The sequence below is a fragment of the Catenulispora sp. EB89 genome (assembly GCF_041261445.1).
Classification (GTDB): domain Bacteria; phylum Actinomycetota; class Actinomycetes; order Streptomycetales; family Catenulisporaceae; genus Catenulispora.
In genome coordinates this window covers 32,717-59,714 of record NZ_JBGCCU010000012.1, presented here as the reverse complement: position 1 = coordinate 59,714, position 26,998 = coordinate 32,717, and the positions used below count along the sequence as shown (strand labels likewise).

Here is a 26,998-nt window from a genome sequence, read left to right as displayed (position 1 = left end):
AACGACACGATCGAATCCGCACTTTGAGGAGCCCTGATGGTTGCCACCCCACGGGCCGGTTCACCGAACCGCTCCCAGCATGCCAACTTGCTGCTGGACTACCCCGACCTGCTGCCGTCGGCGATAGCCGCCTGCACCGACGACCCGGAGCCGCGGGTGGGCAGCGGGCCGTTCAGCCCCGGCTTCCACCTGCCGGAGGCCGGCGACGACGTCCGCGCGTTCTTCGGCGCGGCGACCGCGCGCTGGCAGGAGCTGGGCCACTACCAGGACCACCGCGTGACGCTGCTGGACCTGACCGGGAACCCGGGCACCCAGACCACCAAGACCTTCGCCTCCCTGCTGATCGTCGCCCGGGCCGTGGAGTACATCCGCCGCACCGGCGAGTCGGTGATGATCTTCTCGCCGACCTCGGCGAACAAGGGCACGGCGCTGCGCGACGCGGTGCTGCGCGCGCTCGACGCCGGCCTGGCCGAGCCCGAGCAGCTGCGCGTCACCACCGTCGCGCCCCGCGGCTGCCTGCCCAAACTGCGCGGCAGCCGGCTCTCGACCGATCCCGCGCTGCGCGCGCTCAACCCGGTGCTGGTGTATCCGGGGGCCGAGCCCGAAGGGGTCAAGGCGATCGGGCGCGAGTTCGCCGACCGCAACGCCGACCGGGTGCTGACCGAGCAGGGCTGCCGGCTGTGGTTCTCCCTGGAGTTGGCCAACTATCTGGTCGCCGACACCGCGCGCGCGTTCTTCGAGCAGACCGTCGACCCGATCCGCGCCGACGGCCCGCAGCGGCTGCACGCGCACGCCGTCTCCAGCGCCTTCGGCCTGCTCGGCTACCACAAGGGCCTGGACGTGCTGGAGTCGGCGGGCCGGTTCGACCCGGCGCTGCGCCCGGCCAGCCTGCTGGTCCAGCACCTGGGGACGCCGGACATGGTCCTGAACCTGCGCCACGGGGACTTCGACCGGTCGAGTCTGCCCGCCTACTCCATGGACGGCGGCCTGTACCGGCAGGACAGCGACCCCCGGTTCCCGCAGACCACGTTCGACCCGGACGAGGTCCTGGACCCGACGTTCTACACCCACGCCCCCGCGACCTCGCCGGCGATGAACGCCATCATCAAGGGGCACGGCGGCGACGGGATCGTGGTCTCGCTGCACGAGTGCCTGGAGCGGTACCCGTTCGTGCGCGAGTGGCTGGCCCCGACCGGACGGCCGCTGCCCGCCGACCCGCGCACGCTGCGCGAATGGTCGCTGACCATGGCACTCACCGGAGTGCTGAACGCCATCGACCGCTCCCTGGTCGACCCGGGCCGCGACGTGGTGGTGCACGGCTCCGGCAGCTACACCACCGCCGACTTCGAGCCGCTGGCCGCCGACGCGGTGACCGAGGTGCGCGACGCCGGCGACATCGCGGCGGCGCTGCTGGGCAGCCGATGACATCCGAACTGCGGGGACCAGTCGAGGATGAGGCGGACCTGCGGTTGGACCTGCCGGACGCGGTGCTGGCCGGCGAGGCGGACGGCGAGACCGTCGGCCGGTCCGGCCCCGAAGCAGGCGACCGCCCGGCCCGGGGCACGCTCGGCGAGGCGATTCCGAGGCCGCGCAACAGTGCCCGAACGGCAGGCTCGGTTGCCGTGCCGGTCAGCGGCCCGGTTGCCGATCAGGCTCCCGATACAGCTCTGAATCAGGCTCCGGACCCGGCGAGCGCCCACCGCGCATCGCCGGACTTCGTGCCCTTCGAAGCCTCCGACGAGACCATCGCGCAGCGCTTCGCCCGCCAAGTCGCGCTCGGCCCGGACCGTCCTGCGGTCCTCGGCGACGACCGCCGGCTCAGCTACGCGGACCTGGCGGCCGAGGCCGGCGGGATCGCCGCGCTCATCGCAGGGCACGGCGGCCCCGGCGACCGGGTCGGTCTGCTGATCGAGCACGGCCCGGCGATGATCGCCGCGGTGCTGGGCACGCTCGGCGCGGGCCGCTGCTACGTGCCGCTGGACCCGGAGTTCCCCGCCGACCGCCTGGCGTACATGGTCGCGCGCTGCGACATCTCGCTGGTCGTCGCCGACCAGGCCAACGCGGCCAAGGCCGCGGAGCTCGCGCCGCCAGTGGTATTGACCGAGCAGGCCCGGCCCGCGCCCTACCAGCCAGTGGACGCCGACCCGCGCGATCCGGCCTACGTGCTGTTCACGTCCGGTTCGACCGGGCGGCCGAAGGGCGTGGTGCAGAACCACCGCAACGTCCTGCACGGCGTGCGCAACCACATCACCAACCTCCGCATCGCCCCCTCGGATCGTGTCAGCCTCCTGACGTCGTTCGGCTTCGACATGGCCGTCACCGACCTGTACTCGGCGATCCTGTCCGGCGCCGCGGTGGTCCCGGTCGGCGTCCACCGGCACGGGCTCGCAAAGCTGGCATCCGCGATCGCCGAGCACGAGGTGAGCGTCTACCACTCCACGCCGACCGTCTTCCGCTATCTGACGGCGGAGCTCGGCGCGGGCCGGTGTCTGCCCTCGGTGCGTGCGGTGGTCCTCGGCGGCGAAGCCGTGACCGCGCTGGATCTGGCCGCGGTGCGCCGCTCCTTCGCCCAGGACTGCGTTCTGGTCAACGGCTACGGCGCGACGGAGGCCAGCTTCGCGGTCCAGAACCACGTGCCACCCGGCGTCCCCGCCGCTGAAGCGGTCCACCACGAAGTGGTGCCGATCGGCAGGAGCCTGCCCGGCTACGAGATATTGCTGCTGGACGAGCAGGACCGGCCCGCCGAAGCCGGGCAGATCGTGATCCGCAGCCGGTATCTCGCACTCGGCTACTGGCAGGAGCCGGAGCTGACCGCCGAGAAGTTCACCCACGAGAACGGCGACGGCGACACCAACGACCACGACACCAGCTACCGCGACGGCATGCGCCTCTACCGCACCGGCGACCTGGCCCGGCGGCTGCCGGACGGCCGCATCGTCTACGCCGGACGCGGCGACCGCCAGGTGAAGGTGCGCGGCAATCGCGTCGAGCTCGGCGAGGTCGAAGCACACCTGGCCGCGCTGACCGGCGTGGTCCGGGCGGTCGCGGTGTCCCGGACCGACGCGGCCGGGGCGGTGGAGATCATCGGCTACGTGCAGGCGACCCGCGCAGGGACCGACCTGGAACCAACCACGCTGCGGACCGAACTCGCCGAGCGGGTGCCCGGGTACCTGGTGCCCGCACGCTTCGTGGTCCTCGAAGCGTTCCCCCTCACCTCGACCGGCAAGGTGGACGTGGCCGCACTCCCCCTGCCGACGCACCCCGGCACCGGTCCGGCCCCGACGACTCCCACCGAGCGGGCCGTCGCGCAGGTGTGGTGCGCCGTCCTCGGCCTGGACCGGGTCGGGACCACCGACAACTTCTTCGACCTCGGCGGCAACTCGCTGCACCTGGCCCGGGTCCGGCAGCGGCTGGACCGCGACCACGGTCTGTCCGTCCCCACGATCAGCCTGTTCGAGTACCCGTCCGTGGGCACGCTGGCCGCGCATCTGGACGCTGGCGAGGCCCCCGACACCGACGGCGTCGCCCGCATCGCCGACCGCCTCGCGCAGCGGCGCACCGCCCGGGCCCGGTCGGCCGACGCCCGGCGCACCGAGGCGGCGGGATGAGCGCCGTGACCGGTGAGGAGATCGCGGTGATCGGGCTGGCCTGCCGGTTCCCCGGGGCGCCGGACGTCTCGACGTTCTGGCAGAACCTGGTCGCCGGCGTCGACTCGATACACGACTACACCCGCGAGGAGCTGCTGGACCTGGGTATCGGCCCGGGCCTGCTGGACGACCCCGCACACGTGCCGGCCGGCGGCCGGCTGCCGGGCGTGGAGGACTTCGACGCCGAGTTCTTCGGCTTCGGCCCCGGCGAGGCGGCGCTCACCGACCCGCAGCACCGGCTGTTCCTGGAGGCGAGCTGGACCGCGCTGGAGGACGCCGGATACGACCCGGCCACCTACCCGGGCCCGGTCGGCGTGTTCGGCTCGGCGTCGGTGAACCGGTACTTCCAGTTCCACCTGTTCGGGAACCCGGCGGTGTCCCGGGTCGGCCGGGACGACTGGGAGGGCCGGCTGCTGGAGCGTCAGGCCGCTGACTATCTCCCGGCGCAGACCGCGTACCGGCTCGGGCTGACCGGACCGGCCCTGGCCGTGCAGTCGGCGTGCTCCGGATCGCTGACCGCGGTGTGCCTGGCGGCGCAGAGCCTGGGCGACTTCCGGTGCGACCTGGCCCTGGCCGGCGGGGTGAGCGTGACCTGGCCGAGGTACCGGCACACCGCTGGCGGGTTGGTCGCGCGCGACGGGCGTTGCCGCGCCTACGACGCCTCGGGCACCGGAGCCGGCTACGGCAGCGGCGTCGGCGTGGTGGTCCTGAAACGGCTGGCCGACGCCGAGGCCGACGGCGACCACGTGCACGCGGTCCTGCGCGGCTGGGCCCTGTCCAACGACGGCGCCCAGCGCGCCGGGTTCGCCGCGCCCGGCCTGTCCGGCCAGACCGACGCGGCCGCGGAGGCGATGGCCGTGGCCGAGGTCGAGGCGGACGAGATCGGCCTGGTCGAGGGCAACGGCGGCGGGACGGTCTGGGGCGACACGATCGAGGTCCAGGCCCTGACGCGAGCCTGGCGGGCGGCCGGCGCGCGGACAACGGCGGCCTGCGCGCTGGGCTCGGTGAAGACCAACATCGGGCACCTCGACGCGGCCTCCGGCGTGGCCGGTCTGATCAAGGCGGTGCTGGCCGTCCGGGAAGGGATGATCCCGGCGAGTCTGCACTTCGACAAGCCGAACCCGGAAGCCGGCCTGGAGGACAGCCCCTTCTTCGTGCCCACCGAGACGATCGCGTGGCCGGCCGATTCACCGAATCCGCGACTGGCCTCCGTCTGCGCGGCCGGGCTCGGCGGCTCCAACGCGCACGTGATCGTCGAACAGCCGCCGGTGCGCCCGGCGGCCGAACAACGGCCCGGACCCTGGCCGCTGCCGTTGTCGGCGGCGTCGCCGCAGGCCCTGGCCGAGCAGATCAAGCGGCTGCGCACCTACCTGACCGACCATCCCGACCTCGATCTCGCCGACGTCTCCTTCACCCTGGCCATGGGACGCAGAGCATTGCGACACCGGTTCGCAGTGGTCTGTGGCGGTGTCGCCGAGGCCATCGCGGCGCTCGACCCGGAGTCGGACCCGGATCCCGAGCCGGGAACGGTGGCGGAGCTGGCCCGGCAGTGGATGCTCGGCACCGACGTTGACTGGCGCGGCGCGGTCTCGGGTCGCCGCATTCCGTTGCCCGGCTACCCCTTCCAGCGGGTCCGGCACTGGATCGACCTGCCTGAGGAAATCGGCGCGACCGCCGACCGGCCCGGAGCGAACGCATGACCGCGCCGATGTGGTTCTCCGAAGCCACCGCCCACGACGCCGGCCAGTCCGCCGACCTGTTCTGCCTCCCCTACGCGGGCGGCGGCGCCTCGGTGTTCCGGCGCTGGCCGGCGTCGTTCATTCCGGACATCAGGGTCCTGCCGGTGCAGCTTCCGGGCCGGGAGACCCGGATCGCCGAGCCGCCTGAGTTCGACGCCGCCGAGGTCGCGGCAGCGATCGCGGACCGGGTGGACCGGCCGTTCGCACTGTTCGGGCACTCCCTCGGCGGCCGGCTGGCCTTCGAGGTGGTGCGCGAGTTCCGCCGGACCGGCGCTCCGTTGCCCGCAGCGGTCTACGTCTCCGGGTGCCGGCCGCCGGATGTGCGCGCCGACGGGCCCTTCGACAAACTCTCGCAACTGGACGACGCGGAACTGCTGGAGCGGGTCGTCCAGGGCGGCGGCGTTCCGGAAGGAGTGCTGGCCGAGCCGGAGCTGTTGGACCTGCTCCTGCCGACCCTGCGCGCCGACTTCGGGTGGCTGGACGACTACGTGTACCGGGCCGAGTCCCCGCTTCCGGTCCGGATCACCGCCTTCGCCGGACAGACCGATCGGGCAGCCACCCCGGACGCGATGGCCGGCTGGGCCCGCCACACCACCGCCGGGTTCGCCCTGCATCCGCTGGCCGGCGGGCACTTCTTCCTCCACGACCAGATCCCCCGGATCGCCTCGGTGATCCGCTCCGATCTGCGAGCCCTGACCCACGCGGGAGGCCGCCGATGACTGGCGCACAGAACACTGGCGCCCACCGCGTCCCGCTCGGCGACACCGGATGGTCGGTGTGGCGCGAGGTGCTGCTGCGGACCACCGGGTTCCCGGCCGACGGCCTGGACCGGTTCGGCGCGGCGCCCGCCGCCGCAGCCGCCGACGCCCTGCTGGCCGGCCCCGCCTCCGACGCCGCGCTGCGCGCCGGCCTCGACCGGGAGCTGGCGGCGGCCGCCGCGGCCGAGTCGGCGCAGATCGCCGGGATCGTCGCCGATCCGCTCTTCCGCGAGGCCCTGGCCTGGCAGAACAGCTCGATGCAGGCCTGCCTGGACAGCCTGGCCTCCGGCCGCCCGACGAAACGCAGGATCCTGCGAAGGCGGGAGCGGGCCATCGCCCGGTACTGGCAGCGGTACTGCGCGAAGAACGAGACCATCGGCTTCTTCGGACCGGTGTGCTGGGGGTCGATCGACGCGGACGAGGCCGCCGTGGTGCGCGCCGACGCCGGCCCGGCCCTGGTGCGGGACCGGAAGATCTTCTTCGAGCACTGGGCCCTGGACGCCTACGCGCAGACCCTCGTCGCGGATCCGGAGATCCGCGCGTTCCTGCCTCCGGCACTGCTGTCGCACTTCACCCTGGACGGGGACACCGTGCTGCGTCCGGCGCAGCCGCCGCTGGCGCTCCTGCCCGCCGAGGCCGAGCTGGTCCGGCGGTGCACCGGCGCGCCGGCCGCGACCGTCGTCGCGAGCCTGGTCGAAGACAGTGTTCTGCGACGTGCCGAGGACGGTTCGGCGATGCTCGGCCGACTCGTCGAGCGCGGCGTCCTGACCTGGGACGCCGACCTGCCGATCGGCCCCGGCTGCGAGACCGTCCTGGCCGGCCGGATCGCCGCGATCGCCGACGACGCGGCGCGCGCCCGGGCGCTGGCCGGCTTCCAGCGGCTTCAGGACGCCCGGGACAAGGTCGCCGCGGCGGCCGGGGAGGCCGAGGCGGTGCGCTCGGCGCTGGAGTTCCTGGCCGCCGAGTTCGTCGCCCTGACCGGCCGGGACGCCACCCGGAGCGCGGGCCAGACCTACGCCGGCCGGACGCTGTGCGTCGAGGACACCGTCCGCGACCTCGACGTGGTGGTGGGCCGGCGGCTGCTCGACGACGTCGCGGCGCCGCTGGAACCGCTGCTGCTGGCGGCGCGCTGGCTCAGCGCGGAGTTGGCGCGGACGCACTCGGAGGCGTTGCGCGCACTGTTCGACGACCTGGCCGAGGCCGAGCCGGGCAAGCCGGTGAACCTGGCCGACCTGTGGTTCCTGGCGCAGGGGCTCTGGTACGGCAGCGGGCCGCGGCCGGTGGACGCCGTCGCCGCCGACTTCGCCCGGCGCTGGTCGGCACTGTTCGGGCTCGATGATTCGAGCCCTGGCGAATCCGGTCCGGCCGAAGTCGCAAAGGACCAGGCCGACATCACCCTGTCCGCCACCGAGGTGACCGCGCGCGCCGTGGAACTGTTCCCGGCCGAGAACCCGGGCTGGTCCGCCGGCCGGCTGCACAGTCCGGATCTGCAGATCTGCGCGCCGAGCCTGGAAGCCCTCAACCACGGCGACTACCTGGTCGTGCTCGGCGAGCTGCACGTGGCCTGGGCCACGTTCGACTGCTCCGCGCTCACGGTGTGCCATCCCCGGCCCGAGGACCTGGCCGCCGCGCTCGCCGCGGATCTCGGCGAGCACCGGGTCCGGCTGCTCTACCCGACCGACTGGCCGCGGACCACCTCGCGGCTCATGGACAGCCTGGACGGCCCGACCGACCGCCGGCTCGGCATCGCCGCCGCGCCCGGCGCCGACCGGGAGCACCTGCTGCCGGTCACCTCGGTCACCGTGGCCGACGTCGGCGGCGAACTCCTCGCGAGCGCTCCGGACGGCCGCACGTGGCCGCTGCTGGAGATCTTCTCCACCTTGTTGGCGACGCACGCGGTGGACGGCTTCAAGACCACGGCGGCCGGCAACACCCCGCGGATCACCGTGGACCGGCTCGTGGTGGCCCGGCGGACCTGGCGGACCACGGTCGGCCGGACCGGTCTGGCCGAGGCGTCCGGGGAAACCGACCAGTACCTGGCCGCGCGCGCCTGGCGCGCTGCTCTGGCGCTGCCGGACCGGGCCTTCGTCAAGGTCGGCACCGAGGTGAAGCCCTTCTACGTCGATCTGACCAGTCCCACCCTCGTCTCCATGCTCTGCCAGACGATCCGCCGCGCGCAGGAGGTCGCGGGCCCGGAGGTGTCCGTCACGGTCAGCGAGATGCTGCCGGGCACGGACCAGGCGTGGGTCCCGGACCGGGCCGGCCGCCGCTATTTCAGTGAACTGCGTTTGCACATCACCGACCCAGAACCAGCGCCGCCCTCTGGCGCCCAGCGATCGGAGGACCGCGATGCCGGCCACCGTTGATGCCGAACCCCTCGACGACTTCTCGGAAGGCGTCGAACCGATCGCGATCGTGGGGATGGCCGCCCGGGTCCCCGGCGCGGACAACATCGACACGTTCTGGCAGAACCTCGTCGACGGCGTCGAGTCCATCACCTTCTTCTCCCGCGAGGAGCTGTTGGCCGCCGGCCTCGATCCGGACGAGATCGACGAACCCGGCTACGTCCCGGCCGCCCCGATTTCCGACCACATGATGGACTTCGACCACGACCTGTTCGGCATGTCGCCGCGCGAGGCCGACATCGCCGACCCGCAGCACCGGATGTTCCTGGAGACGGCGCACAGCGCGCTCGAGGACGGCGGCTATGACCCGGCCCGCTACCCCGGGACCATCGGCGTCTACGCCGGGACCGGCGCGGACGCCTACATGTGGCTGAACCTGAAGGCCGACCCGCAGCTGTGGTCGGCGATCGCCGGCGGGCTGTCGATCGCGACGTCGAACCAGCCGGACTACGTGGCGACGTCGGTCTCCTACAAGCTGAACCTGCGCGGTCCGAGCATGACGGTGCACACCGCCTGCTCGACGTCGATGGTCGCGATCCACCTGGCGGCCGAGGCGCTGCGCAACGGCGAGTGCGACATGGCGCTGGCCGGCGGGGTGTGCGTGGAGCTGCCGTACATCACCGGCTACCAGGCGGTCGAGGGCTACACCTCGCCCGACGGCCACTGCCGGCCGTTCGAGGCCCGGGCCGCCGGCACGCTGTGGGGCAGCGGCGCAGGGGTGGTCCTGCTCAAGCGGCTGGACCAGGCGCTCGCCGACGGCGACTACATCAGGTCCGTGATCCGCGGCGAGGCGGTGAACAACGACGGGTCGGCGAAGGTGGGCTTCTCCGCGCCGAGCGTCGAGGGCCAGACCGAGGCGGTGGCCCAGGCGGTCGCGGTGTCCGGGGTCGACCCGCGGAGCATCGGCTACGTCGAGGCGCACGGCACCGGCACCGCGCTCGGCGACCCGATCGAGGTGGCGGCGCTGACCGCAGCCTACGGGCACGGCAGCGCCGAGCGCGGCTGGTGCGGACTGGGCTCGGTCAAGTCGAACATCGGCCACCTGAGCCAGGCCGCGGGCGTGGTCGGGGTCATCAAGGCCACGCTGGCGCTGCAGCACCGGCTGATCCCGCCGACGGTCAACTTCCAGACACCGAATCCGGCGATCGACTTCGACGACACCCCGTTCCATGTGGTGTCGAACCTGACTGTATGGGACAGGGACGGGGACGGCGGGCCGCGGCGGGCCGGCGTCAGTTCGTTCGGGATCGGCGGCACCAACGCGCACCTGATCCTGCAGGAGGCGCCAGCCGCCGGGACCGCCGGAAACACCGCGACCACCGAGCGCGCGGCGGACCGGCCGCCCCGGCTGCTGACCCTGTCGGCCCGCACCGCGCCGGCCCTGGCCGCGGCGGCCACCCGGCTCGCCGACCATCTGGCCGCGAACCCCGAGCTCGACCTGGACGACGTGGTCCACACGCTGCGGGTCGGCCGGACCCGGCATCCGCAGCGGGCCGCGGTCGTCGCCGCCGACGCCGCGGACGCGGTCGCCGCGCTGCGGGACCAGTCCCGGCTGCTCACCGCGCGCGCCGAGGGCACCGCGCCGTCGGTCGCGTTCATGTTCTCCGGCCAGGGCTCGCAGTCCGCCGGGGCCGGCGCGCGGCTGTACCGCAGCGAGCCGGTGTTCGCCGCCGCTGTCGACGAGTGCTGCGAACTGCTGCGGCCGCACCTGGACGTGGATGTCCGGGACCTGATGTGCGCCGAGGGCGAGGCGCTGGCGGCGGCGCAGGACGCGCTGCGCGAGACCCGCGTCACCCAGCCGGCGCTGTTCGTGATCGAGTACGCGCTGGCCGAGCTGTGGCGCAGCCGCGGCGTCCGGCCGGCCGCGATGATCGGCCACTCCATCGGCGAATACGTCGCGGCCACCTTGTCCGGGGTCTTCGAGCTGCCGGACGCGCTGCGGCTGGTGGCCGGACGCGGCGCGCTGATGCAGTCGGTGGCGCCCGGCGCGATGCTCGCGGTGTCCCTGGACGAGGCCGAGCTGCGCGATCTGCTCCCGCCGGAGCTGTCGCTGGCGGCGGTGAACGGGCCGCGCGCGTGCGTGGTGGCCGGGCAGACCGAGGCGGTCGAGGCGTTCGCCGCGCGGCTGGCCGCCGGCCCGGCCAAGGTCCAGACCCGGATGCTGCGGACCTCGCACGCGTTCCACTCGGCGATGATGGACCCGGTCGTCGAGCAGTTCGCCGCGCTCGTGGAATCGGTCCCGCGCCGGGCGCCGCAGACTCCGTTCCTGTCCAACGTGACCGGGGACTGGATCACCGCCGAGCAGGCGCAGGACCCCGGGTACTGGGCCGGGCACCTGCGCGGGACGGTGCGGTTCGGCGACTGCGTGGCCCGGCTGCTGTCCGAGGGCACTTGGACGCTCCTGGAGTGCGGTCCGGGCCGTCAGCTCGCCGGCCTGGCCCGGATGCAGACCGACCGGACCTCGCCGCCGCTGGCGAGCCTGCCGGGCAAGCCGGAGACCGAGCTCGTGGACTTCGAGCGCACCACCGGCGCGCTGTGGACCGCGGGCGTCCCGGTCGAGCTGCCGGAGGTCGGCCGCCGGATCCCGCTGCCGACGTATCCGTACCAGCGGGTGCGGCACTGGGTCGATCCGGTGCCCGAGGCCGCCGGCGCGCACACCGGCCCGAGCCGCCCCCAGCGGGGCGGAACGGCACCGGTCAGCCGGTGGTTCGCGGTGCCGACCCGGCGCCAGCTGCCGCCCGACCCCCGGGTCGAGGACTTCGACAGCGCTCTGGCGTTCGTGGCCGGGCCGCGCGGTGCGGAGCTGGCCGCCGAACTGCGGCGGCGGGGCGTGGCGGTGACCGAGGTCCGGCCGGGCACGGTGTTCGACCGCGACGGCGCGGTGGTCACGCTGCGCACCTCGGAACCAGAGGACTACCGGGCCCTGGTGGCCGGCGGGCTGCCGGGGCGGATCGTGCACGCGTGGGCCCTGGACGGCGAGGCCGCCGGGTCCGACCTGGCCGCCGCGGCGCTGGCCCAGGAGCACGGCTTCCTCAGTGTCCTGACGCTGGTGCAGGCGCTGGTCGCGGACGAGCAGAGCGCGGGTGTGCACCTGGACGTGGTGTCGGCCGGGGCCGAGGACGTGCTCGGCGGCGATCTGACGCGGCCGGAGCACGCGACGCTGGCCGGCATCACGCGAGTGCTGCCGCTGGAGATGCCTGAGCGCACGGTGCGGCGGATCGACGCGGATCCGGCGGGTTCGGCTGGTGAACTGGTCGCCGAACTACGGCGGCCCGCAGGTGCGGAGACCGTCGCCCTGCGCGGTGGAAGGCGCTGGGCCATCGACTACGAACAGGTCGAGGTGCCGGACGCCCCACAAAATCAGGAGACTGAGACAGCCGAAGGCCCGCGCTGGCTGATCACCGGCGGCACCGGAGGCATCGGCATCACCCTGGCCGAGGACCTGGTCAATCGGACCCGGGCGCGGGTCGTGCTGCTGGCCCGCTCCCCGCTGCCCGATCGGACCGCCTGGGACGACCACCTCGCCGTCTACGGGACCGCCGACCGGACCGGCCGCACCATCACGGCCGTCCGCCGCATGGAAGCGCTCGGCGGCGAGGTCCTGGTGCTGGCCGGCGACGTCGCGGATCCGGCGGACCTGCGCCGGGTCCGGGAGCGGATCGTCGAGCGCTTCGGCGGGCTGGACGGCATCGTGCACGCGGCCGGCGTGGCCGGCGGCGGCATGCTGGAGATCAAGGAGCGGGAGACCGCGCTGGCCGTGCTCGAACCCAAGATCTCCGGCACGCTCGCGCTGTTCCAGGCCTTCGGCGACCTCGACCTGGACACCGTGGCCCTGTGTTCCTCGGTGACCTCGGTGGCCGGCGGCTTCGGGCAGGTCGACTACTGCGCGGCCAACGCCTTCCTGGACGCCTACGCGCGCAGCGAGCACGGCTGGAAGGCCAAGGTCGTCTCCCTGAACTGGGGCGGCTGGCTGGAGGTCGGCATGGCGGTGGAGACACCGCAGCCGGGCGCGGCGGCGACCGCGACCGCCGCCGTCCGGCTCCCGGGCCAGGGCGTCGCGATGGACCACCCGGTGCTGACCGAACGCGGCGCGGGCTGGGCCCGCGGCCTGGTGTCGGCCGCGAGGCACTGGGTCCTGGCCGAGCACCGGATCGACGGCGTCCCGGTCCTGCCCGGCACCGGCCACCTGGAGTGCGCCCGGGCCGCCATCGGCGGGGACCCGGAGCGCCCCGCCGAGCGCGTGCTGGAGCTGCGCGACGTGGCCTTCGTCGAGCCCTTCGCCGTTCCCGACGGCACCCTCGCGGAGTACCGCGTGCAGTGGTCGGACGGCACGTTCCGCACAGTCAGCGTCGCCGGCGGCCGCACCCGGGTGCACGTCCGGGGCGCCTACGGCTGGATCGACCCGGGCCCGGCGCCCCGCCACGACCCGCAGGCGATGGCCGAGCGGTTCACGAAGGTCGACGCGGCGGTCGCCGAGACCGAGTCCGGGCGGACCAGCATCCTGACGTTCGGCCCGCGGTGGGAGTCACTGGCCGGGCACCACGTCGGCGACGGCGAGGAACTGGCGCTGATCGCGGCGCCGGAGGCCGCCCTCGGCGACCTGTCCCGGTGGGACCTGCACCCGGCGCTGCTCGACGTCGCGACCTCGTTCGGCTCCTCCCGCGGCGAGGGCTCCTACCTGCCGCTGGGCTACGGCAGCCTGCTCGTGCGGGCCCCGCTGCCGGCCCGGTTCCACGCGCACATGACCTACCGCGGCGACGCCGGCACCGAGGTGCTGGCCTGCGACGTGACGCTGTTCGACGAGTCCGGCCGGGAACTGGCCGCGATCGGCGACTTCGTGCTGCGCCGCGTCGACCCCGGCGCGGTCGCCGCCGACCTGGCCGGCGCCGGACCGGAGGCCCGGGTGGTGGAGCAGGGTCCTGGCACCGGCGGCGGCATCGCGCCCGCCGACGGCGCGGAGGCGTTCGCCCGCGTCCTGGCCACCGATCTCGGGGCGCAGGTCGTCATCCATCCGCGGCCGGTCGCGGAGATCATCGCGCGGGTCCAGCAGGAACGGCCCGAGACCATGGCCGACGGTGTCCAGGGCTCGGGCTCGACCTCGGCCGACGGCTCGGACGGCGAGGCGCGCGCCCTGGACGGGGCCGGTTACGTGGCCCCGCGTACCGAAGTGGAGCGGGCGCTGGCCGAGAGCTGGATGGAGGTCCTGGGCGTGCCCCGGGTCGGGGTCGAAGACGACTTCTTCGAACTCGGCGGCAACTCCCTGATCGCGGTCCAGCTGGTCACCCGGATGCGCAAGGCCGTCGGCGTCCGGCTGCCGATGCGCAGCCTGTTCGAGACCCCGACCGTCGCCGGGCTCGCCGCCCGGGTGGAGCAGATGCGGACGGACGACGGACCGGCACCGACCACCATCCCGCGCATCCCGCGCGCCTGAGGCCTGAGCCCTGAAGGAGGCAACCGACATGGACGACTACACGGTCGTGGTGAACGACGAGGAGCAGTACTCGGTCTGGGCGGCCGGCCGCTCGCTGCCCGCGGGATGGCGCGAAGCCGGGTTCACCGGTCCGAAGGAAGCGTGCCTGGCCCACATCGACGAGGTCTGGACCGACATGCGGCCGCTGAGCCTGCGCGAGGCGATGGCCGCCGATGACTGAGCCGAGCACGGGGTCGAGCGCGGGGTCGAGCGCGGGGTCGAGCGCGGGATCCAGCATGGGATCGAGGACAGGACCGAGTACGGGATCTGGCACGGAAACCGGCACGGGACCGAGCACCCCGGTGCCCGGAGTCCCCGGAGTCCCCGGAGTCCCCGGAGCCCCCGGCGGCGCCGACGCCGACTGGGCCCCGGGCGGCCCGGCGTGGCGGACCGCCGTCATCGTCCTGCGCGAGGCCGGGATCGCCTGGATCCCGCCGTTCGCGGACGCGATCCGGGCCTGCGGCGGCCGCCCGGTGCTGCTGACCGGCGCCGTCGCCGACGCCGAGCGGGACGCACTGGCCGCGCTGGTGGAGCGGATCGTGACCGTCGCAGACCCCTACGACGTCGAGGAGTCGGTCGCGGCGATCACCGCCGCGTGCGGCCCGGGCAACCCGCCGACCGGCGTCATCACCTGGTCCGACGCGGCCATCGTGACCGCCGCGCGGACGGCGGCGGCGCTCGGCGTGGCCCGCACCGACCCCAAGGTGCTGGAGCTGGCCCGGAACAAGTACGCGGTACGGCGCGCGCTGCGCGAGGCCGGACTGCCGACGCCCGGCTTCGCCCTGATCTCCGGTGCCGACCAGGCCGAGGCCGTGGCCCGCGAAGTGGGGCTGCCTGCCATCGTCAAGCCGGTCAACGGTTCCGGCAGCCACCTGGTGCGCTGCGTGCACTCGGCCGCCGAACTGGCAGCCGCCTACGAAGAGCTCGCCGCCCGGATCCCGGCCGGCGAGCTGGCCGACAACTACAAGGTCGCGCTGGGCTCCATCGACCCGGCCCGGCAGTTCCTGGTCGAGGGCCGGCTGCGGGGGCCGGAGGCCAGCGTGGACGTGGTGATCCGGGACGGCGTCGTCGAGGACTTCGGGCTCGTCGGGAAGTTCCTGATGGACGACAAGTTCTTCGAGCTCGGCCTGGTGAAGCCGCCGCTGGACGTGCCCGAGGACCGGACCGGGCCGATGGTGGCGGCCGCCTGCGCCGCCGCCCTGGCGCTGGGCCTGGACCAGACCGTCGCGCACATCGAGGTGATGGACGACGAGGTGCTGGGGCCGGTCATCGTGGAGGTGAACCCGGGCCGGCCCGGCGGCGCGCTGGTCGGCCAGATGCTCTCGCTGACCACCGGCGTGCACATGGCCGAGGAGGCGGTCGCGGCGGCCACCGGGCTGCCGCGCCCGGAGCGCCAGGACCCGCAGCTGCCGATCCCGATGGCGCTGTGCATGTTCTACCCGACCGGCTCGGGCCGGCTGACGGCGCTGGACGGCGTCGCAGAGCTCGAAGCCCACCCGGACGTGCTGTCGGTGGTCACCACGGTGGCCCCCGGCGACGTCCTGAGCGACGAGTACGAGGTCTTCGCGGTGAACGCGCTGGTCGCCGGCTACGCCGACCACGAGGACCTGCTCGATGTGTACCACGCGGCGCAGAGCCTGCTCCGCTTCGAGTTCGAGCCGGTGCCCGAGGCCGAGCCGGTGACAGCTGGGGTGTGCGATGTCTGAGGTGTGGACCGGGCCGGCGTCGTTCGGCCAGGAGCGGCTGTGGCTGGCGACCAGGCTGGGATCCGACGAGACGATCTACAACCTGTCGGCGTGGGTCCGACTGCCCGAGGGCGCGGACCAGCAGATCGTCACCGTCGCGCTGGCCGCCACGGTCGCGCGGCACGAGACCCTGCGCACCAGCCTGCGCCTGGACGGCGAGAACCTGGTCCAGGCGGTCCACCCGACCGTGGCGGTAAGCCTGGCGACGGTGGACCTGTCCGGCCACGACGACCGGTGGCAGGGGATCGCGGACGCGGACAGCGCCGTCCTGCGCGTCCCGTTCCAGCTGGACGATGCGCCCCTGTGGCGGGCGACGCTGGCGTACACCGACAACGAGCCGGTGCTGATCTTCGTGGCCCACCACACCGTCTTCGACGGCGGGTCGGTGCACCTGTTGCAGGCCGAGATCATCGAGCAGTGCCGGGCCTTGATCGAGGGCCGGCCGGCCGAGCTGCCCGAACTCGCCATCCAGTACGCCGACTACGCGGCCTGGCAACGCGACACGGTGAGCGGCCCCAAGGCGCGCGCCGAGGCGGACTTCTGGCGCGAGCGTCTCAGTGGTCTGCCCCGGGTCCACAGCCTGCCGACCGACCGGCCCCGCGCCGCCGGGGCCGGCCAGCCCGGGGCGGACCGGCACGTCACGCTGCCGGCCGGCACCGCGGCGGCGGCCGCACGCCTGGGCTCCTCGCGTCGGGCCAGCGGGTTCATGGTGTTCTTCGCCGCGTACACCGCGCTGCTGCACCGGCTCTCCGGCGCCGACGACGTCGTGGTCGGCGTCCAGGTCGCCGGGCGGGAAATGCCGGAGCTGGCGCCGCTGATCGGCATGTTCGTCAACGCCCTGGCGGTGCGGATCGACACCTCCGGCGATCCGACGTTCGCCGAGCTCGTCGACCGGGTGCGCGAGCGGTTGCTGGAGTCCTGGGAGCACCAGGACCTGCCGATCCACCACGTCGCCGAGGCCCTGGGCATCCGTCCCGACGCCGATGTGCAGCCGCTGTACCAGATCGGGATCAACGACATCGGCGATGTCGGGCTCAACCGGTCCAACGGCGTCGCGCGCAACGAGCTCACGCTGGAGTTCTCCGAGGACGACGCCCGGCTGGAGTACCGGACCGACCTGTTCGACGCCGCGACGGCGGAACGGATCAGCGAACAGTTCACCCGGCTGACCGTCGCCGCGCTCGCGGACCCGGACACCCGGCTGTCGCGGCTGCCGGTCGCGGACGAGGCGGAGCGCGGCCTGGTCCTTCACGAGTGGAACGACACTGCGGTCGACTGGGCCCGGACAGGGCTCGAATTCGCCGACGCGAAGACGGTCTCGGAGGTGATCGGGCGCCGGATGGCTGCGAACCCTCAGGCCCTCGCGGTCGTCGACGGGGACCTCCGCCTCACCTACGGGGAGCTGCGGGAACGCGTCGAGGAACTGGCTCGGCGGCTGCGGGCCTGCGGGGTCGGACCCGAGCGGCCGGTGGCCGTCGCGCTGCCGCGCTCGGCGGACCTGGTGGTCGCGTTCCTGGCCACGCTCCGGGCCGGCGGCGCGTACGTGCCGCTCGATCCGGGGTATCCGCCGGCGCGGCTGGCGATGATGCTGCACGACAGCGGGGCCGAAGCACTGATCACTTCGCACGCGCACCGGGACGCCTGCCCGCCGGGAGCCGCCCGGGTCGTGCTCGTCGACGAACCTCGGACGTCCGGAGACCCGGTCGCGGCTGATGATCAGAACCTTGATGAAAGCCTGGATCAGGATCCTGATCACCTCGCCTACGTGATCTACACGTCCGGCTCGACCGGCCGGCCCAAGGGCGTGATGGTCAGCCATCGCAGTCTGCTGAACTACGTCCTGTGGTTCAACCGCGAGTACGGGATCGGCGCGGACGACCGCGTGCTGGTCAGCTCCTCCCCCAGTTTCGACGCCTTCGGCATCGAGCTCTACCCGGCGCTCGCGGCCGGCGGGACGCTGGTCATCGCGCCGCCGTCCGGCATGCTGGAGCCGGGCCGGCTGCTCGCGGTGGCCGCCGAGGAGAAGGTGACGGCGCTCGCGCTGGTGCCGACCACTCTCAGGCTGCTGCTGGAGCGGTCCGAACTGGACTCCTGCAGTGCCCTGCGACACGTCTTCTGCGGCGGCGAGCAGCTGACCGGCGATCTGGCCGCCGCGCTGGCGGCCCGGACGTCGGCGGCGCTGCACAATCTCTACGGCCCGACCGAGGCGACGATCGACGTCGCCAGCCACCGTGCGGATCCGGAGCAGGCCGGGGCCGTCCCGATCGGGCGTCCGCTGGCCAACGCGCGGCTCTACGTCCTGGCCGAAGACGGCGAACCGACACCGATCGGCGTCCCCGGGCACCTGCACGCCGGGGGCGTCCCGCTGGCCCGGGGCTATCTGAACCGTCCGGCCCTGACCGCCGAGGCCTTCGTCCCGGATCCGTTCGGACCGCCGGGCTCCCGGCTCTACCGGACCGGGGACCTGGCACGCTGGCGGGCCGACGGCACCCTGGAGTGCCTGGGGCGGGTGGACGGCCAGGTCAAACTCAACGGGCTGCGGATCGAGCCCGGCGAGGTCGAGGCGGTGCTGCGGGCCCGGCCCGGCGTGCGCGACGCGGCGGTGCTGGTGCGGGACGGGGCGCTGGTCGCGTACGTCGCCGGTGACGCGAACGCCGACGTGGCGCGGCTGCGGTCGGACCTGCGCGCCGCGCTGCCGGCGCATCTCGTGCCGGCCGCTTTCGTGTCCGTGGCCGCTTTGCCGATGACGCCCAACGGCAAGCTGGACACGGCCGCGCTGCCGGCTCCGGCCGCGCCGGGCGCCTCCGGCGGGACGGACCGGGAGTTCGCACCGCCGAGCACCGCCGCCGAGGAACTGGTGGCGGAAGGCTGGACCGAAGTCCTGGGCGTGACCCGGGTCGGGGTCGACGACGACTTCTTCGACCTGGGCGGCAACTCGTTGTCCGCCGCGCGGTTCGTGGCCTGGCTGTCGGCCGCGGTGGAGGCGGACATCCCGATCCACGCGGTCTTCCAGCACCCCAGCGTCGCCGACCTGGCGGCCGAGGTGGAGAAGCTGCTCGCGGCCGAGATCGACACCCTGTCCGACGCCGAGGCCGACCGCCTCCTTCATGGAACCGGCAGGTAGAACATCGTGTCCACGACCACACCCGCGGCCGGGTTGACCGCTGACAAGCGCGCGCTGCTGGACCAGCGGCTGCGCCGGCGCGCGAACACCGCGATCGGCCCGCGCCCCGAGGGCACCGCGCCGCCTTTGTCGTTCGCACAGGAGCGCCTGTGGTTCATGGACCAGTTCGCTCCCGGAACCGCCGCGTATCACGTGTCGGTCGCCGTGGACGTCAACGGCCCGCTCGACGTCGGGATCCTGGAACGCGCGCTGGCCGCGGTGATCGCGCGGCACGAGAGCCTGCGGATGCGGTTCCCGGTCGGAGGGGACGGTCTGCCGACGGTCGTCGTGGACGCCGATCCGCTTGTTTCGCTGCCGGTCCACGTCACCGACGACGACACCGACGCCGCCGATCTGGCCCGCTCGCTGGCCGGACAGCCCTTCGACCTCGCGGCCGGACCGCTGGTACGCGCCTTTCTGGTCCAACGCGACGCCCACTCGCACATCCTGGTGCTGGAAGCCCATCACGCGGTGAGCGACGGCTGGTCCAGCGACCTGTTGGTCGGCGAGATCCTGGACGCCTACCCGGCACTGAGCACCGGCGGCGCGTGGGCTCCCGAGCCGCTGCCGGTGCAGTACGGCGACTACGCCGCATGGCAGCGGGCGCAGACCGCGACGCTCGCCCGCGACGTTTCCTACTGGCGTACGCAGTTGGCCGACCTGCCCGCGTTGGAACTGCCCGTGGACCGGGCGCGGCCCGCCGTCCAGAGCTTCGCCGGCGGCACGTTCCGGTTCCAGATCGACGGGGCCCTGACCGACCGGGTGTCCGCGCTCGGCCGGGACCACGGCGCGACCCTGTATATGACGCTGCTCGCTGGCTTCCACGCTGTACTGGCCCGGTACAGCGGGCAGCGGGACTTCGCCGTCGGCACCCCGGTCGCCGGCCGCTCGCGGTCGGAGCTCGAAGGGCTGATCGGCATGTTCGTCAACATGCTGACCATGCGGTTCACCGCCGGGAACGACGGCGATGACGATCCCAGCGTGGCCGACCTGCTCGACCGCACGCGCCGTACCGTGCTCGACGCGCTGGCGCACCAGGAGGTCCCGTTCGAGCAGATCGTCAACGAGCTGGGGGTGGCGCGCGATGTCAGCCGGCCGCCTTTGTTCCAGGCGGTGTTCGCGCTCCAGAACTTCCAGATCCGCGATCACGCACCGCAGCGGTCCGATCTGCCGGCGCTGAGCTGGATGCCGTTGGAACTGCCCGCTTCCCGCTGGGATCTGGAGTTGCACGCCGCCGAGTCCGCGAACGGGCTGTGGTGCGAGTTCATCTACAACACGGCGTTGTTCGACGCCTCGACCGTCGAACGGCTCAGCACTCACCTGATCACGCTGTTGGCCGACGCCGTCGAGCGGCCCGGGGCCCGGATCTCGGAGCTCGGGCTGCTCCCGACCGCCGAACGGGAGCTGACCACGGCGGACTGGAACGACACGGACACGCCGTTCCCTTCGGACGCGACACTCCATGGACTGATATCAGCACGCTGTCTCGCGAATCCCTCCGCCGTCGCGGTGTCCTTCGAGGGCGAGAGCCTGACGTATCAGGAGCTTGACGAGCGTTCGGGCCGGCTGGCCGAGCGGCTGCGCGGGCTCGGCGTGGGCGCGGAGACGCTGGTCGCGGTGTGCGCCGAGCGGTCACTGGAGCTGGTCGTCGGTTTGCTGGGCGTGTTGCGGGCCGGCGGCGCGTACCTTCCGCTGGATCCGGAGTATCCGGCCCACCGGCTGGCTTTCATGACCGAGGACGCCGGGGCCTCTGTGGTGCTGGCCCAGCGCCGACTGCTCGGGGTGGTGCCGGATTCCGGCGTGGACGTCATCGTGCTCGATGATCCGGAGCCGGCGCCGACATCCGCGTCTGCCGTCGCCGCGAGCCCGGACACCCGGCCCGACAACGCCGCCTACGTGATCTACACCTCCGGCTCCACCGGCAAGCCCAAGGGCGTGGTCAACAGCCACCGGGGCGTCGTGAACCGGATCGACTGGATGCAGCGCGCGTTCCCGCTGGGCCCGGACGACGTGGTGCTGCAGAAGACGCCGGCCGGCTTCGACGTGTCGGTCTGGGAGTTCTTCTGGCCCCTGATCACCGGCGCGCGCCTGGTGCTGGCCAAGCCGGGGGGCCACAAGGACGCCGGGTATCTCAGGGATCTGATCGTCGGGGCGGGCGTCACGACGGCGCACTTCGTGCCGTCGATGCTGGGCGTCTTCCTGGGCCAGGACGGTGTGCAGGACTGCACGTCGCTGCGCCGGGTGGTGTGCAGCGGCGAGGAGCTGCCGCGTGCGGCGGCTTCGGAGTTCCTGGCCCGGCTGCCCGAGTGCGAGCTGCACAACCTCTATGGCCCGACCGAGGCGGCGATCGACGTCAGCTCGTGGCGGTGCTCGCCGGAGGCGCTGGTCGGACGCACTAGCGTGCCGATCGGGGCGCCGATCCAGAACCTGCGGCTGTACGTGCTGGACGCGCGCGGCGAGCCGATGCCGATCGGGGTTCCCGGCGAGCTGCACATCGGCGGCATCGGAGTCGCGCGCGGGTACCTGAAGCGGCCGGGGCTGACCGCGGACCGCTTCGTCCCGGATCCGTTCGGGGCGCCGGGATCCCGGCTGTATCGGACCGGCGACTCGGCGCGCTGGCGGCCCGACGGCGTCATCGAGTTCCTGGGTCGGCTGGACCACCAGGTGAAGCTGCGCGGGCTGCGAATCGAGCTCGGGGAGATCGAGGCGGCGCTGCGGGCGCAGCCTGGCGTGCGGGACGCCGCGGTGCTGGTGCGGGTGGACGTGCCGGGCGATCAGCGGCTGGTCGGGTATGTGGTCGGCGAGGCCGCTGCCGCTGCTGCGGCTGATCCGGCTGATCCAGCTGATGCGGTCGATCCGGCTGAGCTGCGGCGGGCGTTGAAGGAGACGCTGCCGGACTACATGGTGCCGTCCGCGTTCGTCACCCTGGACGCGCTCCCGCTCAGCCCGAACGGCAAGCTCGACCGTGCGGCGCTGCCGGCCCCGGAGCGCGGGGGCACGTCGCAGGCCGCTTACGTCGAACTCAGCGAGGGGCTGGAACGCGACATCGCCGCGATCTGGTGCGCCGTCCTCGGCGTCGAGCGGGTCGGCGCCGAGAGCGACTTCTTCGAGCTCGGCGGGCATTCCCTGTCCGCCACCCAGGTCGTGGCCAAACTGCGCAACCTGCCGTCGGCGCAGCGCCAGGCCGGGGTCATGGACCTGTTCGCCGAGCGCACGGTCCGCGGTCTCGCGGCGCTGATGGCCCGGCCGCAGTCCGACGACGGCCCGCGCCGGCTGCTGCACGAGCTGACCCGCCGGAACCGGGCCACGCCGGCCACCGCGACGTTCCTGTGCGTCCCGTACGGCGGCGGCAGCGCGGCGGTGTACCAGCCGCTGGCCGACGCCCTGCCCGGCGACCACGCGCTGTTCGCGCTGGCGATCCCCGGCCACGACGTCGGGCTCGACGAGGACGGGCTGGCGCTGGACGAACTGGCCGACCGGTGCGTGCAGGAGGCCCTGGAGCGCATCACGGGACCGGTCATCGTCTACGGCCACTGCGGTGTCGGCAGCGCGCTGTCGGTGGAGATCGCGCTGCGCCTGGCGGCGGCCGGGCGCGCGCCGGAGGCCGTCTACATCGGGGCGATGTTCCCGTTCGCCAAGCCGAAGGGGCCGCTGGGCCTGGTGGGCCGGATGGAGGGCCGGTTCGGCGCCAACCGCAACCACGCGTCCTGGCTGCGCTCGATGGGCGTCGACATGGACGACGTCGAGCCGGAGCAGGCCGACCGGATCATCCGCAACATGCGGCGGGACGGCACGGCCGCGCAGGAGTACTTCACCGGGCTGCTGGACTCGGCGGTGGAGAGGCTGGCGGCGCCGGTGATCAGCGTGGTCGGCAGTGCCGACCCGGTCACCGAGTACCACCGGGAGCGGTATCGGGAGTGGGGGTTCCTCAGCGAGACGACGGCGTTGGCCGTGCTGGACGAGGCCGGGCACTTCTTTTTGAAGTACCGGGCCGTTGAGCTCGCGGCGATCGTGACGTCGGCGCATGGCGAGATCGCGGGGCGGGTCGGCGCCGGGACCGGCGCTGATGCCAGCGCTGAAGCCGGCTCCGAGACCGGTTCGCCGGTGTCTGACGCGGCGCCCGTCACGGCCGGAACCGGGCCGTCATCATCGAACCCTGCGACCGCACGCCCGACAACGGTCCTCGAGGTGCACCACGACACCGGCCCGGACTCCGCCGACCGCGCCGCGGCCCCCAGCGTCCGCCGCTTCCTCGCGGTCGCCGCCGGCCAGCTGGTGTCGCTCACCGGCTCGGCGCTGACCGGGTGGGCCATCCCGATCTACGTCTACCTCGCCACCGGATCCATCGGCCGGATGGCCGCGCTGTCCATCCTCGCCCTGGTCCCGAACCTGCTCGTCGGCCCCATCGCCGGCGCGGTCGTGGACCGGGCGGACCGCCGCCGGCTGATGCTCATCTGCTCCGCGGCCTCCGCGAGCGGCGAACTGATCCTCAGCACCCTGCTATGGAGCCACCACCTCGCGGTATGGCACCTGTACGTGCTGGTGGTCTGGCTGTCGGTGTCGTCGGCGTTCCAGCGCCTGTCGTACCTCTCGGCCATCCCCCAGCTGGTGCCCAAGCGCTTCCTGGGCCACGCCAACGGGGTCGCGCAGCTCACCAACGGCTTCGCGGCGCTGGTCGTCCCGATGCTCGCGGCCGGCCTGATGGCCGCGATCCACCTGTCCGGCATCCTGGTCATCGACATGGTCAGCTACGCGGCCGCGCTCAGCGTCCTGGCCCTGGTCCGCTTCCCGGCGACCCTCGGCGCCCACCGCCGCGAACCCCTGCTCACCGAAGTACGGCACGGCCTGAGCTACTCCTGGGGTAACAGGAACCTGCGCTCCATGCTGCTGTTCTCGGCCGTCCTGAACATCTTCCTGGCACCGGTCTTCATCCTGGTGGTCCCCCTGGTCCTGGCCTTCGGCAGCCTCACCCAAGTCGGCGTGGTCTCCCTCCTGGAAGCCCTCGGCGCGGTGGCCGGCGCCGCCCTGATCACCGTCTGGGGCGGCCCGCGCCGCCGCCGCATGGCCGGCGCGATGCTGACCACCCTGATCCTGTCGGCCTTCTTCCTGCTCACCGGCCTCCACGCGAGCGTCCCGATCATCGGCCTCGGCGTCTTCGGCACCGCCTTCTGCCTGGAGGTGATCCAGGCCATCTACACCACGATCGTCCAGGTCACCGTCCCCCAGCGCTACCACGGCCGAGTCTTCTCCCTGAACATGATGATCGCCTGGTCCACCCTCCCCCTCGGCTGGCTCCTGGCCCCGGCGGTCGCAGACCACTTCGAAACCCTGATGGCCCCCCACGGCACCCTGGCCACCTCCCTCGGCACCATCCTCGGCACGGGCAAAGGCCGCGGCATCGGCCTGCTGTTCGCCGCGATGGCGATCGCGGTACTGGTGTCCACGCTGATCGCCATGCGCCTACGGGTGTTCGCCCACTTCGACGACGACGTCGCCGAGACGGTCCCGGACGACCTGGTCGGGCTCCGGGAGCGGGAGCGGAGGGCTGCGGAGGCAACGGATGCGGTGGCGGTGGCGGCGGATCAGGGGGAATTCGCCGGCAGCACACGCTGAGCGTCGATCCGGCTTCCGCCGGGCCGGTCCGTCAGACATCTGTAGCGCTGGGGCGCCGCCCCGCCACATCGTGGTCGGCCCGGGGTGGTGCACGGCCTGAGATGAGGAGGACACCACAATGGTGAACGCCATGAACGCGTCGGCGGCCCAGCAGCTCAACCGGATCAAGGTGCTCTGCGACGGCCTGGGGCTCAAATACCTGGAAGTCCCCGACTTCGTCATGGGGGTCGGAATGGTCATCGGCTTCGGCGAGACCGAGTACGCCTTGCTGTCGATCATGACGGGGCAGGAGAACAGGCTCATGGTCTCCGGCGGGATCGTCAAGGACATCAACCACGACCGCGTCGCGGCGCTGGAGGCGGCGAACTCGTTCACCCGCGACAACAGCTTCTTCCCGGTGTACTTCCATGACGCCGAGGCCGGATGGTCGCTGATCCTGCACCAGACGCACCTGTTGGAAGCGATGCTGGCCGCCCCCGACTACTTCTCGTTGATCGTGCGCTCGGTACCCCAGATGGTCACCGAGTACCGGCGCCAGTTGGCCGAGAAGGGCACCGTCGTCGGAACCGAGTGGCGGTGGACCCCGGAGGATCACAACCTGCTGCTCATCAAGAGCATCCTCTGACAGCGACAGGTGTAGGCCGTCAGCCCCGTGATCTCGACTCAACTCATCCGGTAGGTGACTCCCGTCAGTTCCTCGGAACGCTCCCACAGACGACGCTGAAGTTCGCTGTCGTGGGACAACGGCGTCGACGTGACGACCCCCGGGTCGCCCTTGAACTCGAAGCGGCCGGTCGGCCCGTAGTACTGGCCGCCGCGTGCTTCGGGGTCGACGGCGGCGCGCAGGATCGCCAGGGCGCCGCGGTCCGCGCTGTGGGTGATGGGTCGGGCGAGTCCCCAGGACGCGCCGCGGAATGCGCGGGGCATCGTGCGGTTGAGTTCGCTGCGGGCGCCGCCTGGGTGCGCGGCCAGAGCGATGGTCGGGGCGCCGGCCGACTGGAGGCGTCTGTGGAGTTCGTAGGCGAACAGCAGGTTCGCCAGCTTCGACTGCGCGTAGGCCTTCATGGGCCGGTAGCCGCGGGTGGAGTGCAGGTCCTCGAAGTCGATCGCGCCTCTTCGGTGGGCGGGGCTGCTGAGGACGACGATGCGCGAACCGGGTGTCGCGGTCAGTGCGGGCAGGATCAGGCCGGTGAGGGCGAAGTGGCCGAGGTGGTTGACGGCCAGGTGCCGTTCGAAGCCGTCCTCGGTGACCTGGCGCGGGATCCACATGACTCCGGCGTTGTCGACGAGCAGGTCGATGCGCGGGAAGTCCTCCTTCAGCAGCGCGGCGGCCCGGCGGACCGAGCCGAGGGAGGCGAGGTCGAGTTCTTGGATGCGGACCTGCGCTCCCGGCGTTTCGGCGGTTATACGACCCGCCGCGTGCTTGGCCCGGTCGAGGTCGCGGCAGGCCAGCACTACGGTGGCGCCGCCGCGCGCCAGCGCCGTGGCCACCTCGAAGCCGACACCGGTGTTCGCGCCGGTGACCACCGCGACGCGCCCGCTCTGGTCCCCGATGCGGTCCGCCGTCCACCTGCCGTCGCCGGTCGAGGCATTCTTCGTCCTGGGCATGGTGCTCCACTCCGCTTCCGGGTCGTGGGAGAACGCCGAGCCGCCTGGATGTTTGCGCAGGCCTCGGTGATGTGCTGGAGTAAGCGGGACGTGCGTCCCGCTTGAAATATACGGGATGGCCGTCCCGTTTGTCGATGCCGAGGAGGTACGTCGTGGTGGAGACAGGGGAGACAACCGGCGCCGTACAGCCGGACACGCCGAAAGCAATGCGCGCGGACGGCAGGCGTAACCGGGCTCTGGTACTCGACGCGGCGATCGCCGCCTTCGCCGAGGCCGGTCTGGCAGTCCCCGTGCACGAGATCGCCCGGCGCGCGGGGGTCGGCACCGGCACCGTCTCCCGGCACTTCCCGACCAAGGAGGCGCTGTTCGAGGCGATCGTGCTCGAACGGGTCGAACGGCTCCTGGCGCAGGGCCGCGAACTCGCCGCGAACCTGGAACCCGGCCCGGCGTTCTTCGAGTTCTTCGCCGTGTGGGTACGCGAGGGCGCACTGAACCTCGGGCTGGCCCAGGCGCTCAGTGGAGTCGGCTACGACATGGAGGCCGCCGCTCTGCGATCCGGCCTGGACTTCGGGGGAACGCTCAGGGAACTGTTGGCCGCGGCTCAGCGCGCCGGCTCGGTGCACGCCGACATCGAGGTCGGAGACGTCAAAGCCCTCATGGCCGGCTGCCTGGCCAGATCGGACGCCGACGAGCCGGCCCGGGAGCGGATGATCCGGATCGTCTGCGAGGGCATGCGGATGCCCCGCCCCCGCACTTGACCTGGCCGGGAAAGGCCGGGCACGCTGGGTGAGGGGAGAAGGCGTCGGGCGCCGTCGCCCTCACAGTCATTCACTTGGCAAGGCATCGCATG

13 protein-coding genes are annotated in these 26,998 nt (G+C 72.9%); 12 read left to right on the top strand and 1 reads right to left on the bottom strand.

What is annotated here, in order from left to right; all coding sequences use genetic code 11:
* Window positions 1–36 precede the first annotated feature (36 nt).
* The 11 genes from ABH920_RS24965 to ABH920_RS24915 all read left to right on the top strand — a co-directional run bounded on the left by ABH920_RS24965 (window position 37) and on the right by ABH920_RS24915 (window position 25,165).
* Window positions 37–1,425 (top strand): DUF6002 family protein, encoded by a 1,389-nt coding sequence (locus ABH920_RS24965; RefSeq protein ID WP_370351539.1) that lies wholly within the window; start codon window positions 37–39, stop codon window positions 1,423–1,425.
* Window positions 1,422–3,608, top strand: a complete 2,187-nt coding sequence (locus ABH920_RS24960; RefSeq protein WP_370351538.1) for an amino acid adenylation domain-containing protein — start codon at window positions 1,422–1,424, stop codon at window positions 3,606–3,608. Before ABH920_RS24965 ends, ABH920_RS24960 begins: the two co-directional genes overlap by 4 nt.
* Window positions 3,605–5,347, top strand: a complete 1,743-nt coding sequence (locus ABH920_RS24955) for a beta-ketoacyl synthase N-terminal-like domain-containing protein (protein WP_370351537.1) — start codon at window positions 3,605–3,607, stop codon at window positions 5,345–5,347. Before ABH920_RS24960 ends, ABH920_RS24955 begins: the two co-directional genes overlap by 4 nt.
* Entirely contained in the window at window positions 5,344–6,105 is a 762-nt protein-coding gene (locus tag ABH920_RS24950; RefSeq protein ID WP_370351536.1) for a thioesterase II family protein, read from the top strand. Before ABH920_RS24955 ends, ABH920_RS24950 begins: the two co-directional genes overlap by 4 nt.
* The gene (locus tag ABH920_RS24945) at window positions 6,102–8,510 is read left to right on the top strand and encodes a lantibiotic dehydratase (RefSeq protein ID WP_370351535.1); all 2,409 of its coding nucleotides are present in this window, start codon (window positions 6,102–6,104) and stop codon (window positions 8,508–8,510) included. The genes ABH920_RS24950 and ABH920_RS24945 overlap by 4 nt, the downstream gene beginning before the upstream one ends.
* Window positions 8,494–13,980, top strand: coding sequence for an SDR family NAD(P)-dependent oxidoreductase (locus tag ABH920_RS24940; protein ID WP_370351534.1), 5,487 nt, complete (start codon window positions 8,494–8,496; stop codon window positions 13,978–13,980). The genes ABH920_RS24945 and ABH920_RS24940 overlap by 17 nt, the downstream gene beginning before the upstream one ends.
* Window positions 13,981–14,008: 28 nt before the next feature.
* Window positions 14,009–14,200, top strand: coding sequence for an MbtH family protein (locus ABH920_RS24935; RefSeq protein WP_370351533.1), 192 nt, complete (start codon window positions 14,009–14,011; stop codon window positions 14,198–14,200).
* Window positions 14,201–14,321: 121 nt separating this feature from the next.
* Window positions 14,322–15,725 (top strand): ATP-grasp domain-containing protein, encoded by a 1,404-nt coding sequence (locus ABH920_RS24930; protein WP_370351532.1) that lies wholly within the window; start codon window positions 14,322–14,324, stop codon window positions 15,723–15,725.
* Complete coding sequence (locus tag ABH920_RS24925; RefSeq protein ID WP_370351531.1) at window positions 15,718–18,888, top strand: amino acid adenylation domain-containing protein; 3,171 nt, start codon at window positions 15,718–15,720, stop codon at window positions 18,886–18,888. Before ABH920_RS24930 ends, ABH920_RS24925 begins: the two co-directional genes overlap by 8 nt.
* Window positions 18,889–18,894: 6 nt before the next feature.
* A complete protein-coding gene (locus tag ABH920_RS24920; protein ID WP_370351530.1) occupies window positions 18,895–24,540 on the top strand; it encodes an amino acid adenylation domain-containing protein in 5,646 nt (1,881 codons plus the stop codon).
* A gap of 118 nt (window positions 24,541–24,658) precedes the next feature.
* On the top strand, window positions 24,659–25,165 hold the full coding sequence (locus ABH920_RS24915) for a hypothetical protein (protein WP_370351529.1): 507 nt from the start codon (window positions 24,659–24,661) through the stop codon (window positions 25,163–25,165).
* Between the two features lie 38 nt (window positions 25,166–25,203).
* Here the strand turns inward: ABH920_RS24915 and ABH920_RS24910 are convergent, their stop codons facing one another.
* On the bottom strand, window positions 25,204–26,148 hold the full coding sequence (locus tag ABH920_RS24910) for an oxidoreductase (RefSeq protein ID WP_370351528.1): 945 nt from the start codon (window positions 26,146–26,148) through the stop codon (window positions 25,204–25,206).
* A 152-nt stretch (window positions 26,149–26,300) separates the two neighbouring features.
* Here ABH920_RS24910 and ABH920_RS24905 point away from each other — a divergent pair, with 152 nt between their 5' ends.
* Window positions 26,301–26,906: a TetR/AcrR family transcriptional regulator gene (locus ABH920_RS24905; RefSeq protein WP_370351527.1), complete on the top strand. Its 606-nt coding sequence runs from the start codon at window positions 26,301–26,303 to the stop codon at window positions 26,904–26,906.
* The last annotated feature ends 92 nt before the right edge of the window (window positions 26,907–26,998 follow it).

Excerpts from the sequence above, each read along its gene's own strand:
- ABH920_RS24955 (WP_370351537.1), top strand. The coding sequence starts at position 3,605 with ATGAGCGCCGTGACCGGTGAGGAGATCGCGGTGATCGGGCTGGCCTGC.
- ABH920_RS24935 (WP_370351533.1), top strand. The coding sequence starts at position 14,009 with ATGGACGACTACACGGTCGTGGTGAACGACGAGGAGCAGTACTCGGTC.
- ABH920_RS24965 (WP_370351539.1), top strand. The coding sequence starts at position 37 with ATGGTTGCCACCCCACGGGCCGGTTCACCGAACCGCTCCCAGCATGCC.
- ABH920_RS24950 (WP_370351536.1), top strand. The coding sequence starts at position 5,344 with ATGACCGCGCCGATGTGGTTCTCCGAAGCCACCGCCCACGACGCCGGC.
- ABH920_RS24915 (WP_370351529.1), top strand. The coding sequence starts at position 24,659 with ATGGTGAACGCCATGAACGCGTCGGCGGCCCAGCAGCTCAACCGGATC.
- ABH920_RS24925 (WP_370351531.1), top strand. The coding sequence starts at position 15,718 with ATGTCTGAGGTGTGGACCGGGCCGGCGTCGTTCGGCCAGGAGCGGCTG.
- ABH920_RS24940 (WP_370351534.1), top strand. The coding sequence starts at position 8,494 with ATGCCGGCCACCGTTGATGCCGAACCCCTCGACGACTTCTCGGAAGGC.
- ABH920_RS24960 (WP_370351538.1), top strand. The coding sequence starts at position 1,422 with ATGACATCCGAACTGCGGGGACCAGTCGAGGATGAGGCGGACCTGCGG.
- ABH920_RS24910 (WP_370351528.1), bottom strand. The coding sequence starts at position 26,148 with ATGCCCAGGACGAAGAATGCCTCGACCGGCGACGGCAGGTGGACGGCG.
- ABH920_RS24945 (WP_370351535.1), top strand. The coding sequence starts at position 6,102 with ATGACTGGCGCACAGAACACTGGCGCCCACCGCGTCCCGCTCGGCGAC.